Annotated in this window: 10 protein-coding genes; 6 read left to right on the top strand and 4 right to left on the bottom strand. The window is 45.3% G+C overall.

Annotated elements, in window-relative coordinates:
• Positions 1 to 42: 42 nt before the first annotated feature.
• The 3 genes from MKY95_RS22925 to rpsD form a co-directional block, all read right to left on the bottom strand.
• Positions 43 to 3,138, bottom strand: coding sequence for a transglycosylase domain-containing protein (locus tag MKY95_RS22925; RefSeq protein ID WP_076328042.1), 3,096 nt, complete (start codon positions 3,136 to 3,138; stop codon positions 43 to 45).
• Between the two features lie 227 nt (positions 3,139 to 3,365).
• Positions 3,366 to 5,471, bottom strand: a complete 2,106-nt coding sequence (locus MKY95_RS22920) for a methyl-accepting chemotaxis protein (RefSeq protein ID WP_076328041.1) — start codon at positions 5,469 to 5,471, stop codon at positions 3,366 to 3,368.
• A gap of 188 nt (positions 5,472 to 5,659) precedes the next feature.
• Complete coding sequence (gene rpsD / locus MKY95_RS22915) at positions 5,660 to 6,259, bottom strand: 30S ribosomal protein S4 (RefSeq protein ID WP_017687421.1); 600 nt, start codon at positions 6,257 to 6,259, stop codon at positions 5,660 to 5,662.
• Between the two features lie 465 nt (positions 6,260 to 6,724).
• Here rpsD and MKY95_RS22910 point away from each other — a divergent pair, with 465 nt between their 5' ends.
• The 5 genes from MKY95_RS22910 (at position 6,725) to MKY95_RS22890 (ending at position 11,794) form a co-directional block, all read left to right on the top strand.
• Positions 6,725 to 8,716, top strand: a complete 1,992-nt coding sequence (locus tag MKY95_RS22910) for a sensor domain-containing diguanylate cyclase (protein ID WP_076328040.1) — start codon at positions 6,725 to 6,727, stop codon at positions 8,714 to 8,716.
• A 99-nt stretch (positions 8,717 to 8,815) separates the two neighbouring features.
• Positions 8,816 to 9,706, top strand: coding sequence for a hypothetical protein (locus MKY95_RS22905; RefSeq protein ID WP_076328039.1), 891 nt, complete (start codon positions 8,816 to 8,818; stop codon positions 9,704 to 9,706).
• A gap of 111 nt (positions 9,707 to 9,817) precedes the next feature.
• Positions 9,818 to 10,933 (top strand): aminopeptidase, encoded by a 1,116-nt coding sequence (locus MKY95_RS22900; RefSeq protein WP_076328038.1) that lies wholly within the window; start codon positions 9,818 to 9,820, stop codon positions 10,931 to 10,933.
• Between the two features lie 96 nt (positions 10,934 to 11,029).
• On the top strand, positions 11,030 to 11,275 hold the full coding sequence (locus tag MKY95_RS22895; RefSeq protein WP_036614658.1) for an HPr family phosphocarrier protein: 246 nt from the start codon (positions 11,030 to 11,032) through the stop codon (positions 11,273 to 11,275).
• A gap of 225 nt (positions 11,276 to 11,500) precedes the next feature.
• On the top strand, positions 11,501 to 11,794 hold the full coding sequence (locus tag MKY95_RS22890) for a YlaN family protein (protein WP_036614657.1): 294 nt from the start codon (positions 11,501 to 11,503) through the stop codon (positions 11,792 to 11,794).
• A 186-nt stretch (positions 11,795 to 11,980) separates the two neighbouring features.
• Here MKY95_RS22890 and cax read toward each other — a convergent pair whose 3' ends face one another.
• Entirely contained in the window at positions 11,981 to 13,051 is a 1,071-nt protein-coding gene (gene cax, locus MKY95_RS22885; RefSeq protein ID WP_036674882.1) for a calcium/proton exchanger, read from the bottom strand.
• Between the two features lie 184 nt (positions 13,052 to 13,235).
• Between cax and MKY95_RS22880 the strand changes: the two genes are divergently transcribed.
• Positions 13,236 to 13,598 (top strand): Asp23/Gls24 family envelope stress response protein, encoded by a 363-nt coding sequence (locus MKY95_RS22880; protein WP_017687428.1) that lies wholly within the window; start codon positions 13,236 to 13,238, stop codon positions 13,596 to 13,598.
• Positions 13,599 to 13,677 lie beyond the last annotated feature (79 nt).

Raw genomic sequence — 13,677 nt, 5'->3', positions numbered from 1 at the left:
ACAGTCTGAGGATGCGGCTTGTTTTGGAACGCTATGCCTGAATCAGGGTTGAAAATGTAGGGCTGCAGAAGGCTCGGATTCACCCGCACTGTTGCTGGCAGATACCTTGAACCATCCACTGGTCGATGCGGGTACTCCATAATCCATGGTATTTCCCGCTGTTGTTCCAATTTTGGTGTAAGGAGCCGAGCCTGTTTCACTGTAATATACAGTATAACTATCTGCGTTTGGACTGGACGCCCATTGAATACGCAGTCCTTGCGTGAGGGCAGATACGCTGACTTGACCAGGTGTGCCTGGGGCTGTCGTTGTTGTATTATCGGTCTGCGTTTCTCCCGGCGTAACGACTGTACCTGGAACTTCAATCGGTTCATCAATCTCTTCTTCCACAGGAGGAGCTACACCAGCACTATTTACTGTAGCGCTAGGAGCAGATTCTCTGCCGGCAACATCCACTGCCGTTACATAGAAGGCGAAGTTACCGCCTTGCGCTGCATATGCAGAGAATGATCTGGATTCACCAGTCAGGACAACCTGACCCTGGTTCTGGAATCCTCCACCGTTTACAGAACGGTACAGACGATAACCCACGACATCATTTTCAGGTGTGGCATTAAATGTAATGACAGCTCTGTCACCTGAGGTTGAGATGCGTACGTTGCTTGGTGCATCAGGAGCTTTTCCGTTATCTGTCCTTGGATCAATCTGTGTTGGCATGTCTGCACCAGCATCTTCAGGAAGATAATAAGCAAGTGACTCATGTCGACTCATACGTGAGAATGCATTTTGCAATTCTTTGATGAGATCCGAGATTGGTTTTTTACGCTTGATTACTGTTTTTTCCTTCAACATGTCCGAAGGTGTTCCGTCACGCGGAATATAGTTTACACCATTGTAAGTAATGTACTTGGCTTTGGCTACACCGTCATCGCTATCCTTCGGAACAAACTTGCTGTTGAAAATATCCGTAACAAATTTATCAGTCATGGATGTTGGCAACTTGCCACTGTATGCAGACACCGTGCGCGTTTCGATGCCAGACGGTTTTTTGAACGAATCCGTAACGAACAGATCTTTTTGCGTATCGATCACTTCGTTCAGGATTTTCGACCATAGTTGCTGCGCACGTTTTCTCTGTGATTTACTTTCCAGCGTATTCACGGGCTGTTTGTATCCAACCCACACGCCAAGTGTGACATCTGGTGTATAACCTTCAAACCACACATCTGCGTAGTTTTGAGTGGAACCCGTTTTACCTACGATTGGCACACTCTTGGAATATTTGTAATTTTCACGTACTTTATCTGCCGTTCCTTCTGTAATAACGGTCCGCAGCATATCGGTCATCAGGTATGCTGTCTGCTCCGAGAAGGCTTGGACAGGTTCAGTATCGTGTTTATAAACGATGTTTCCTTTGGAATCTACAATTTTGCTAATCATGTAAGAATCGTTATATACACCATTATTGGCGATAGCACCATAGGCACTGGTTAATTCTTCAACGGTTACACCGTATTGGAGACCACCGAGAACACCGGTCTGAGCCTGATAGTCTTCCTTCTGAATGGTGGTAATCCCCAGTTTCTTGGCGAAGGTCCAAGCCTTCTCGATCCCTACTTCTTCATTAAACAACTTCAGAGCCGGTATATTAAGAGAATAATTCAGTGCTCTGCGGGCAGTGACGAGTCCCTGATACCGGTTGTTGGCATTCTTGGCAATGTGGTATCCGCTCGGACCATTTTTGAGAATGATCGGTGAGTCATCAATAATTGAAGCTGGCTGAACAAGACCTTCATCTAGCGCAGGAAGATAAGCGGCTATAGGTTTCATCGTTGAACCTGGCTGGCGTATCATCTGCGTTGCGTAGTTCATCTGTTCATCCTGGAAATCCCGTCCCTCAATCATCCCTAGAATTGCACCGGTTTTGTGATTAATCAGCATAGCAGCAGTTTGTTCTTTTCCTTTGACAGGATCATCTGCTGAGAAATTGCTGTCATCTTCCGCAATGGTACGCATCGTTTTGTAGATACTTTTGTTGATGGTCGTGTATATACGATATCCACCTGTCCGCAGTTGCGTCTGAGCTTCCTCTAATAATGCACTGCTTTCCTTCTGAGGTGTGTCTGCATCCGTAGCTTTGTCTGTAGATTCAGCTGTGTCGGAATTCAACTGTTTCATCAAAATCTGTGCAGCTTGTCGTTCTGTTTCCATCATAAGATATGGATAAGTGTTGTAAGCCTTGATGGTCTTCGGAGCGAGAGAGCTTTTGATATCAAAAGCAAGAGCTTTGTCATACTCGGTCTGATTGATTTTGCCCAGTTCAAGCATACGGCGTAGTACCAGATGCTGACGGTTGATTGCGCGGTCAAAATTCTCCTCTACAAAATCACCTTTACCGTTAAAAGCGGAGTAAGAGGAGGGGAGTTGTGGCAATCCAGCAAGATAAGCAGCTTGAGCGATGTTGATTTTTTCCAGATCGTTAATATTGAACAATCCTTTGGCTGCCGCTTTGATTCCGTAAACGTTGTATCCGCTGGAACCATTACCAAAAGGAACTTTGTTCAGATAGGCAGTCATGATCTCGTCTTTGGTCAGGAAACGTTCGAGTCGGAGTGAGAGCAAAATTTCTTTCACTTTCCGATCTTCCGTGCGATCCAGATTCAAAAACACACGACGCGCCAATTGTTGAGTCAGTGTACTACCGCCGGTTTGTACTGATTCTTTCAGCACTTTCTGTTTCACGGCACGTAGGGTTCCGCTCATGTCTACACCTTTATGTTCGTAAAAATGATTGTCTTCAATCGAAATGACAGCATCAATAACCTTCTGTGGGATCTGGTCCGTAGTGACCGGACGCCTGTCTTCTTCCGTACGTAATTGACCGATCGGACTGCCGTCGGCAAAGTAAGCAAAGCCTGTGATGGAGTTTTCGCTGACTTTTTGTTCAATCAGGGCCCTTGAACGGACAGGCTCGTCTTTCACAATGGAACTGACGTATCCCATCAAAGCACCGCCTACAAATAGTGCCCCCATAAATCCAAGGACAACCATCCATTTGACGAAACTTCCCAGTCTGCGGGCAAAGCTGCGTTTGCGTACAGGCTGTTCATCGGGCTTTTTCTTATTAACATCAACCATTCAGTGTCTTCCTCCTTTTAACAGCACTTATTATAGCATAAAAAGGCGGGTTTGCATGCCTGAGAAATACAAGTAATGGTCGAAATTTGCCATTCTGCCATGCATTATGCTATATATCATACGATATTGAAGCACATTTCATGAGTTGTAAGCCAAAATAAGCAGGCCACCTCCATGCTGAGGTGCATAGGGTGACCTGAATGATTAGTCGTATTGGAGCTTCTACATTAGGTTTTGAAGCGTTGAATCAGCTCTAATAATTCCTGGGTAAGATTAGCCAGTGAGGCAGACGCCGCCGTAATCTCTTCCATGGATGCGAGTTGTTCCTCAGAGGCAGAGGCAACACGAGTTGCATGATCTGCTGTCTCATGACCAATGGTTTTGAGTTGCACTAACGTGGCATCAACCTGCTGTGATCCAGCCGACATCTGCTGGGCAATGGCTGAGACATGCTCAATCTGCTCATTAACATCTGAAATCTGTGATGAAATCGAGAGGAATAGTTCACCACTCTCATTAATCACTTCCGCTATATGGCTCACCTCGGCATTCCCTTGTTCCATATTTTCAACGAGAGAAAGGACCTCTTGCTGAACGCTATGAATTAACGCTGCAATCTGCGCTGCTGATACTCTGGATTGTTCAGCCAGATTACGAATCTCGGAAGCAACAACACCGAACCCGCGCCCGTGTTCACCTGCTCGCGATGCTTCAATGGAAGCATTAAGTGCAAGTAGGTTGGTTTGACGGCTAACTTCCGTGATCATGCCTGTAATATGGCCAATCTCTTCCGAACGTTGGCGGAAATTCTCCAGTGCGGTCATCGACGTCTGCACAGAAGAAGTGGCACTATCGACCATACGCATAGCGGACTGAATCTTATCGGTTCCGATGGTTGTTCGTTCGGCCACAGTTCGCGATGAATCGGATACATCGGAGGCGGCCTTTGCAATTCTTCCGATCCCTGCAGATATTTCATTCATGGAACAGGAGGACTCTTGCAGCTCCTGCACCTGTTTACCTGCTTTATCTGCAAGTTCGACTCCTGTTAATGCAATCAGTTCGGCTGCTTTACCTGTTTCTTCGGCACCTGCGGTCAATTGTTGAGAGGTGGAGCCGACAGATAAAGCATGTTCGGATATAACCGATATGGTATGACGTAGGGTATCCATCATCTGATTCATATGACCCGCCATGATGCCAAATTCATCTTTGGATCGTACAGGTAACTTTTGTGTTAAATCCCCGCCAGCCAGCTGTCCAGCGACGATATTAACTTGATTCAACTGTTTAACAATGGAGATGATGGTGTAGGTAACCACACTTGCAAGCAGAAGTACTGCCATTGCGGCAATCAGTATGGACCAGTTCAAGCTGTCATAGAAGGGTTGAAGGATATGGCTCTTTGGCAGCGCCGATACAAGGTACCAGTTTGAATCTGTTCCTTGTAACCTGGCAGGCTCGGCAATAAATAGTTCTTCACCTACTTCAGGGTCTGTAGCGTAAAACTGAGACTCGCCAGACTGTATACGCTGAATGACTGTCTTCATTTCAGATGGAATTACGGCTCCTTCATGAGCCAGCTCCGGTTTGGAGCCGTGTGCAGCAATCTGTCCTTCGCTAGTAATAAGCATGGCATAACCCTGATCCGGATTAAGTGATGCTATATTTTGCTGAAAACGATCAATGGTAAAGTCGGCCCCCACAATGCCCAGAAAAGTTTTGTTTTCATCTAATAGAGGGAGGACAATCGAAACGAGCAGTGTTTCTTTTCCGCCAACCGTGTAGGTCACAGGCTCGGACCAATAGATGGATTTGGTTTTCTTTGGTTGCTGATAGTAAGTACTAGTTTCACCGCTTCCCTCATAAGTAGGCATAGGTTCAAAATGCAGGGAGTTGCCATCACGTATAACGTATGGAACGAATCGACCCGTAGCATCATCATATTCTTTTTTGTTGATGTGCTCCGCATCGTTTCCATCAAAGGCATTTGGTTCCCAGCCCGTATAAAAGCCAAAAACTTTCTCGTCCTTCTTCAGATATTGTTCAAGGAGTCTGACGACTTCTTCACGGTTGAGTGATCCGTTCTGAGCTGCATCCAATAACGTGGTACTCATGGTGTCCAACGTGTTTTTCACCTGATTAATGTCAGTCATAAATTCATTCGTAGCCCGGTTTGCTGCCTGTCCAGCAACGGTTTCGCCGTACTGGAGGCTTTTGTCGTAAATGGATTTGGTATTAAATGCAATCAGGGCTCCAATACAACAGAGTAATACGATCCCGAGTAAAAGTCCAAGCTTAACAGCGAGCTTGCGATTGCGAAAAAAATGCATGTTTTAATCCCCCTCGATGTCATTCTTGTGATGTATATATGGATGTGTGCTTCTCCTGAAGGGAGTCTATATTTTATATCGTTATTTACGTTCCTATAATGAAGATAATTAAAAAAAAGCATAGAAAAACAGCTGTCGAGAAAATCTCGACAGCTGTTTGGGTTGAAACTTTAATGTGATTGCAACGATTAACGGTTGTAGAACTCGACGATTTGTTTTTCATCGATGTCTTGGGACAATTCAGCACGCTCAGGCAAGCGGATGAATTTACCTTCTACAGCTGCTTCGTTGTATTCAACGTATGCTGGAAGATGCGAACGGCCTTCCAAAGCTTCTTTAATGGAAGAAAGAGCGCGGCTCTTCTCACGCAAGCCGATTACATCACCAGTGCTTACTTGGTAAGAAGCGATATCGACTTTTTTGCCGTTTACAGTTACGTGACCGTGTGCTACCAACTGACGCGCTCCAGCGCGGGAGTTAGCAAACCCAAGGCGGTAAACGAGGTTGTCAAGGCGGCACTCAAGCAAGAACATGAAGTTCTCACCGGCAATACCTTGCATTTTTTGAGCTTTAGAGAACAGTGTGCGGAATTGCTTCTCGCCCAAACCGTACATGTGGCGCAATTTTTGTTTTTCTTGCAATTGCATACCGTAGTTGCTGATTTTTCTGCGTTGGTTAGCTCCGTGCTGACCTGGAGGGAAAGGGCGTTTCAATTCTTTGCCTGTTCCGCTAAGGGAAATGCCGAGGCGACGGCTCAATTTAAATTTAGGACCAGTGTAACGTGCCATGTTTAAAGTAGCTCCTTTTTAGTTAAAGTTCATATTAGGGCTCTGTTTGCGCTCCAATTTGTTGATGCGGGCTTGGCCTCGCATAGAACGATCAGGAAAGTTCAGCCGCTGTCCTGAAAGCAACAAAAAGAATGAGGGTGACACAACCGGTAATGCCCAAATTTAAAGACCCATTAGTAGTCTTCATCAACAATTTATATTACAGTTTAAGAGAAACAAAGTCAAGCGTAGAATAAAAGCAAAAAAACGTCTAAATTTGTCGATAGGTCATTGGGCCTAAAATAATGGGACAATTTTCTGAAATATGGATGCAAAAAAGCTTTAAACAGAGTAAAATAGATTGTATCTTAACTTTAAATCATCTTTATGTAACAAGGTTATCGCAACAAATTTGCAGGTTTGCGATAACGTCTGCAGATTAATGCATCCTGGTGGATGCAAAAACGGTGCAAAGGAGCGCCTGACATGTTAGAACATCTAAGAAGTTTACCTGCCAGCTTGAATTCACGAAGTTCGGGCGATTCCGCATCTTTTGCCGCTCCTCATTCTCATGAAGAGCATGTGTTGTGGATGCAAAAAATGGATATCACACCTTTTGATTTTTCATATTTAGGTAGCTTGCTAGAGCAGGCATACAGTGACTGGAACTCCAAAGTGGGTTCAAGGCTGGCCAGAACATCAACCTTTTACAGCGTGTGGAACACGGAAGGTGATTGCATAGGATACGATAGCGATCATGAAGCTGATCCGGGCGTAAATGCACGCAGGCTGGTATTGGAATGTTTGGATAAGAGACAGGCCCTGTCCCTTAAAGGGACAAGCGAACACGGACAATATCTTATAATAACACATCCCTTATTCTCCAGAACTAACAAGGATATGTTTGCCGTATTCACCGCTGTGATCTATGAATCCAATGGATATGAAACGTCTGAAGCTGTGGTTCAATCTGAGGCATTGCATTATCACACCTGCTTTTACCGAAGATTCGAATACATATTTATGACGGACCTGTTACATGCTCATGAACAAACAGCTCGTGAGGAACACCGGAGGTCCATTCTCTTTCAGATTGTTCAGCGAATGCATGACAAAATGGATGTCGAGGCCATATTGGATGAGGTATTTGACAGTATGGACTACTTGTACCCGGCCACTTATATCAAATTGTATATGTCTCAGGATCAGAACAACTCTGATCCACGGATTAAACCGTTGCTTGTCCACGAGCGAGGAGAAGATATTTGTGTGCGTTCATTTATGGAAGGTAAGCTGATCGTTGCTCGCTCAGATGATGCAGAGAACCGCATTGTAGATATAGGGATTCCGCTGAAAGGCAAACAAGGCATATACGGTGTGTTCCATATCGAAATGAATGAAGAGATTATGGAAGAATCGGACTTGCAATTGATTACGATGATGGTAGACACTGCAGGAACGGCCTTTGAGAACGCCAAGCTGCATGAACAATCCAATATGTTAATTCAGGAACTTCGTTTAATTAATGATCTTACACAGCGGTTGAACAAAAGCCTGCATCTTTCCGAGATCTATCAACTATCCGAGCAAGAGTTAAAGGAAATATTCCAGGCTGAAACGTGTTGCATTCTTCAACTCAATGACAGTACCAATGACTTCGAAGTCATGTCATCTAACGTGAAAGATGTTTTTCACCAATCCTTTTCTGTAGACTACGGTATCGCAGGTTTGGTCTATCGAACAGAGGAACCGCTCATTATAGCCAATTATGCGCAATTTGATAAAGTGTCCTCCTTTTTCATGGAAGATACGGGATCCATGTCACTGATTGCATCACCGATCAGAGTCAATGGTGAAGTGAAGGGTGCCATTTTGCTGGGACACAGTAGAGAGCACTACTTTTCATATGATAACTATAGGCTCTTGCAGATGTTATCCATTCATATCGGGCTTGCCCTGTCAAATGCCACGCTGCATGCCGAGGTTCGGCGCTTGGCTAATCTGGATATGTTGACAGGTCTGTACGTGAGGCATTATCTGGACAGTGTGATTCACGAGCGACAGGCTCATGAATTCTGTGGCTCCCTCATTGTGGTGGATATTGATCAGTTCAAACAGGTGAATGACACGTTCGGACACCAGACGGGGGATCAAGTATTGAAGCAAGTGAGTGAGATCGTCACCAGCTCTGTTCGCTCGGAGGATGTATGTGCCAGATGGGGTGGAGAAGAACTGGCGATCTATATGCCACAGGTGAGTGTAAGGCAGGCGTTAGATTATGCGGAAGTGATTCGAAAGAGAGTCGCAGAAGAGACCAGACCGCCCGTTACGGTATCCAGTGGCATCGCAGAGTGGAATTGGATGGATGAAAAGGTCAGTGTAGAGTCCTTGTTTTATCGGGCTGATATGGCTTTGTACAGCGCCAAGAATGGTGGTCGGAACAGAATCGTTGTAGAGGAACAGGAAGTAACACGTTAAGAGAGAACAATTCCAAGCGGAGTCGTTCTCTTTTTTTTGTGCATCGCAGATCAAGATGTGTATAGAAGGAAGTATAAGCATATACGGGCGGGGCAATCTATGGAGAAAGTTCACGGAAGGGTGAAGATAGACATGTTTAACCGCCATTCGGTACGTACATTATGGTTATTTGTGAGCATCGTGATTATTGGTGTTCCGGGTTGTGGATTAATGCAGCGAGATCAAACGCCTGAGGAGGTTTTTTCCTTGGCTTTATCGGGGATAGCGGGAAAAGAAACGTTGAGTTTTGAAGGAGAGGCAGGACTTCGAAGGGAGAACAGTGGGCTGTTCGAGAATCAGTTCAAGTTTGAAGGCAAGCTGGAGAATCATGATCGTCTGACCCTTCAGACCCGATTACCTGGAGAAGTAACTGCTGTGGGGACAGGCATTCAAACAACTGCCGTAAAAAATAATGGACAGCCCAGTGGGTTTAGCGCCTCTTTCGAGCGGAAACAAGGGCAATGGATGGCATTGTCAGCGCAGCATGAGCCGCTGCGTGGGTCTCTTTCTCGTTTTAACCCAATTGCCCAATTGGAGAAGATCGATGGGATGCACAAAACCATTCAATCGGAGTATGGCGCTGGTCGTCGAACCAGAACATTACGGATTGAACTTGCACCGGAAGACGCCAAATCATGGGCTGTAGCCCAGCTAAACGACGAGATGAACGCCATTCGGGCAGAATATATGCATAAGGCAGCTACGGTGAAAGGGGCGCGTAAGGAGAAGCTTGAGAAGGATCTGGAGAAAGTTTGGAAACAGGGCGAAACAACGATGCAACAGATGATGAAACAAGCGAGCGTGCAGACGGTATATCATCTCACGGTAGATCGGAAGAGCAGTCTGCCTCTTCGCTTATCCTCTGAAAGTCAGATGAGTTACACGGACAACAACCGTAAAAGTAACAAAGAAGCCCTTGTCACCGATGTGAACTTCAAGTCATATCAATAAACGAAGTGAGGGACTGCCTGCTGACGGGATGACTGTTCGCGTGCTACAATAGTATCGTAATTTACCGTTGTTCAATTCAAGTATGGCAGATGACAGGAGGATTTTACCAAGATGAAAGACCCAAGAATTCAAAAGCTTGCAGCAAACCTGGTGGGCTATTCAGTAGATGTACAGCCTGGTGAAAATGTATTGGTTGAGATGATTGGATCGGAACGTGATCTGATTAACGCCATTATTGAAGAGGTAGGCAAAAAAGGTGGTAACGTCTTTGTACAGTTGACTGATAAAACCGTACAGCGTGCGATGCTGAAAAATGCCACAGAAGAAATGATGAAAACATGGGCAGAGATTGATCTGAACCGTATGAAACAGATGGATTGTTATATCGGTATTCGTGCGGGAGAAAATGTGAATGATCTGTCCGATGTGCCGGAAGAAAAAATGAAAATGTACAATTCATTGTACTCCCACCCGGTACATAGTGAACAACGTGTCAAACATACGAAATGGGTTGTACTGCGTTACCCTAACGCAAGTATGGCGCAACTCGCCAATACAAGTACAGAAGCGTTCGAAGATTTCTACTTCGACGTATGTAACCTGGATTACGCCAAAATGGACAAAGCGCAGGACTCGCTTGCTAACCTGATGAAGCGGACGGACAAAGTTCGTATCACCGGACCAGGAACAGAGCTGAGCTTCTCCATTAAAGATATCGGTGCAGAGAAATGTTCTGGCCAAAAAAATATCCCGGATGGCGAAGTGTACAGCGCCCCTGTGCGTAATTCCGTGAACGGAACGATTAGTTATAACTCGCCAACCTTGTACAATGGAGTGACTTTTGAAAATATCAAGTTCACGTTCAAGGATGGCAAAATTGTTGAAGCGACAAGTAACGATACAGAGCGTTTGAATGAAATCCTGAATTCGGATGAGGGTGCTCGTCATATTGGTGAATTCGCGATTGGATTTAACCCGCATATTCTTCATCCGATGAAAGATATCCTGTTCGATGAAAAAATCGCAGGCAGCTTGCACTTTACGCCAGGTCAGGCGTATGAAGAAACCGACAATGGCAACCGCTCGTCCATCCACTGGGATCTCGTATTGATCCAGCGTCCGGATTATGGCGGCGGGGAGATTTATTTTGACGATGTGCTGATTCGTAAAGACGGTATCTTTGTCATTCCTGAGCTGGAATGCCTGAATCCGGACCGTTTGAAGTAGGAACAGGATTTTGCTGTTGCTAGGAAAGCGGATTCACGGTATCATGTAGTGGTAATTAATAGATGATACCAATAGTAAAAAGACGGAGGGATTCCTATGTCGAGTAATAACGCGGCTGTAGTAGAAATTGCTCAAACAGCAGGCAAGTTTACTTCTTCAATCGTGCTTCATTCGGAGAACAAGTATATCGATGTGAAAAGTATTCTCGGATTGTTTACAACGCTGATCAGCACGCACAGCTATGAACTGCATGTTCATGGTCCAGATGCAGTTGAAGCGAAAGCAGCCATGTCAGAAGTATTTGCCAAGCATGGACTGAATGTAAGCATCGCATCTGAGTAATAGCTCTCAAGAAGCACCTTTGCCTTTTTTGGCAGGGGTGTTTTTTGGCATGGAATGCGCTGAATGCACATTTGGAGGTGACTGGAACAGGAGGATTAAGCTTCAACAAAAGGCTTAACTTTGCGGGCTTATTTTGGTCAGGTTCTTGTATTAGCTCTTCATTTCGTCTAATATTAGAGGTAGAACGTCTTTACGCGATTTTTGGGACATAGGGGGGAAAAATGCATGACTTCATCTGATCTGCAGGACCAGCTGAGTTTGAAAGCGATCAGTCTTCTTCAAGAAGATGCAGATAAAATACAGAAGCTTATTGAAGTACAGATGGAGAATCTGGCTACCCGCTACTGCCCTCTCTATGAGGAAGTATTGGATACACAGATGTATGGGTTCTCCAAAGAAGTTGATTTTGCTGTTCGTGCAGGGCTCCTTCCAGAAGGTGCAGGTAAGCAGCTGGTTAGCGCGCTTGAGCGGAATTTGGCAATTTTATATGAAGCCTTGAACAAGAAGAATGAGCAATAGCCTGCAAATGCGCGGGTCAGAATAGAAGGCATGCAGGCGTTTATGCATGCTTTTTTTGTGCGTCTGAACGGGGTGGGGATGCAAGCCAGCCGGAAGGCGTATACAAACAAAGAGACAGCACCGAATGTAAATTCGGGCTGCCTCTTGTGGCTTGTATATTTTAATCATGGCTACGTGAGGGCCTAGTTACACCAGGAAGAAGGATACACCGAGTATGATATATACCACGAGCAGGAGTAAACCTTCGTACCAATTCGTTGAACCATCTTGGGTAATGGACTTTGCAATAAATACGGATACGCCGATGGCGACCAGTTCAATCGTTGTAAATACGATATCCATGGTTCTGCCTGTGAAGTAGCTGACAAAAATCAGTACAGGAGCAACGAAGAGTGCGATCTGCAAGCTGCTGCCAACCGCAATTTCAACGGCGGCTCCAATTTTATTTTTCATGGCAAGCATGATGGCTGCACTGTGTTCGGCCGCATTACCGATGATGGCCACAAGGAATGCACCGACAAACAGTTCGCTAAGTCCAAATTCCGAAGTGAAGACTTCAAGCGTGCCCACCAGCCATTCACTGACGAAAGCAACCATGACTGTTGCGAGCACCAGGTAGAGAATAGATTTTTTCTTGGACCATGCTGGAGCATGCTCATGAGGTAGCTCTTCATCGCGATCCTCAGTGACGTCTGCGAGGTAGTTCTTATGTGTCACCATGGAGAATAGCAACCACGCAATATACGCGAGGATGAGCAATCCGGCCACGATGAGACTAAGTGTATTGGTGTCTTTCTGTGTAATGGAATGTGTATTGAGAAAGACTGCCGGAATAAACAGGGCAATAATGGCAACAATCATCAGGGAACCATTCAGACCTGCAAGTGAAACATTATAATTCTGAATTTTGAACTTGAGTCCTCCGGCAAAAATACTTAACCCGAGCACTAATAGCAGATTTCCGATGATAGAACCTGTCAGACTAGCTTTGACCATGTCGAAGAGTCCCTCTTTGACGAGGAAAATGGCGATGATCAATTCGGCAGCATTGCCGAAGGTGGCATTCAAGAATCCACCCAGTCGCTGTCCGGCGTAGTGGGCTACATTTTCGGTGGCTTTGCCTAAAAAACCGGCCACAAAAATAACCGAAATGGCTGATATCACGAACTGTAGAATCGAATCCCATTTCAAGTAGTGGGCGATGGCACTGAGTGCAAAGAACGCAATCAGCAAAATGGATGAAATCCGGTTTCTCACAACAAACACCTCGGTTATAAATTATTTTGTTTTTGAATTACACTGTAAATCGCTTATGAGATTATTTTCATATTTCAATATAACCAAATGGTGGTAGGTTGTAAACGCATCTTTTTGAGTTTAATTTGCTTTTTGGGGTGGAAAGGATTTAAAATACGAGTAACGAAGTGAAGGAGGATGTGGCATGGCAGAACAACTTCAACTGGAGAGCGGAAACATCCGGATTGCCGATGACGTGGTTGCAAAAATTGCCGGAATGGCTGCAATGGAAACACCCGGAATTGCCGCAATGTCTGGAGGATTGTCAGAGGGCTGGGCGAAGCGACTCAGCGGTAAAAACGTACAGAAAGGCGTGAGCGTTGAGGTCGGCCAGCTGGAAGCAGCCATTGACCTGCGCATCATCGTCCTGTACGAAACTCCGATTCATGAAGTTTCCCGTATGCTTCAGCAGAATGTAAGAGAAGCGGTAGAGACCATGACCGGATTACGCGTGGTTGAAGTCAATGTAAAGGTAGAAGGCGTATCTTTCAAAGGCGACGATCTGTAGAAATCGCAATCCGCAATGGAGGACAGAACGATATTGACCTGTTCTTCATCTTGATAGACAGAATTGTACCGAGTACACA

It is taken from the genome of Paenibacillus sp. FSL P4-0176 (assembly GCF_037975265.1).
GTDB classification, from domain to species: Bacteria; Bacillota; Bacilli; order Paenibacillales; family Paenibacillaceae; genus Paenibacillus; species Paenibacillus amylolyticus.
This window is presented reverse-complemented; position numbering and strand designations above follow the sequence as displayed.

Excerpts from the sequence above, each read along its gene's own strand:
- rpsD (WP_017687421.1), bottom strand. The coding sequence starts at position 6,259 with ATGGCACGTTACACTGGTCCTAAATTTAAATTGAGCCGTCGCCTCGGC.
- MKY95_RS22890 (WP_036614657.1), top strand. The coding sequence starts at position 11,501 with ATGACTTCATCTGATCTGCAGGACCAGCTGAGTTTGAAAGCGATCAGT.
- MKY95_RS22910 (WP_076328040.1), top strand. The coding sequence starts at position 6,725 with ATGTTAGAACATCTAAGAAGTTTACCTGCCAGCTTGAATTCACGAAGT.
- MKY95_RS22900 (WP_076328038.1), top strand. The coding sequence starts at position 9,818 with ATGAAAGACCCAAGAATTCAAAAGCTTGCAGCAAACCTGGTGGGCTAT.
- MKY95_RS22905 (WP_076328039.1), top strand. The coding sequence starts at position 8,816 with ATGGAGAAAGTTCACGGAAGGGTGAAGATAGACATGTTTAACCGCCAT.
- MKY95_RS22920 (WP_076328041.1), bottom strand. The coding sequence starts at position 5,471 with ATGCATTTTTTTCGCAATCGCAAGCTCGCTGTTAAGCTTGGACTTTTA.
- MKY95_RS22895 (WP_036614658.1), top strand. The coding sequence starts at position 11,030 with ATGTCGAGTAATAACGCGGCTGTAGTAGAAATTGCTCAAACAGCAGGC.
- MKY95_RS22925 (WP_076328042.1), bottom strand. The coding sequence starts at position 3,138 with ATGGTTGATGTTAATAAGAAAAAGCCCGATGAACAGCCTGTACGCAAA.
- MKY95_RS22880 (WP_017687428.1), top strand. The coding sequence starts at position 13,236 with ATGGCAGAACAACTTCAACTGGAGAGCGGAAACATCCGGATTGCCGAT.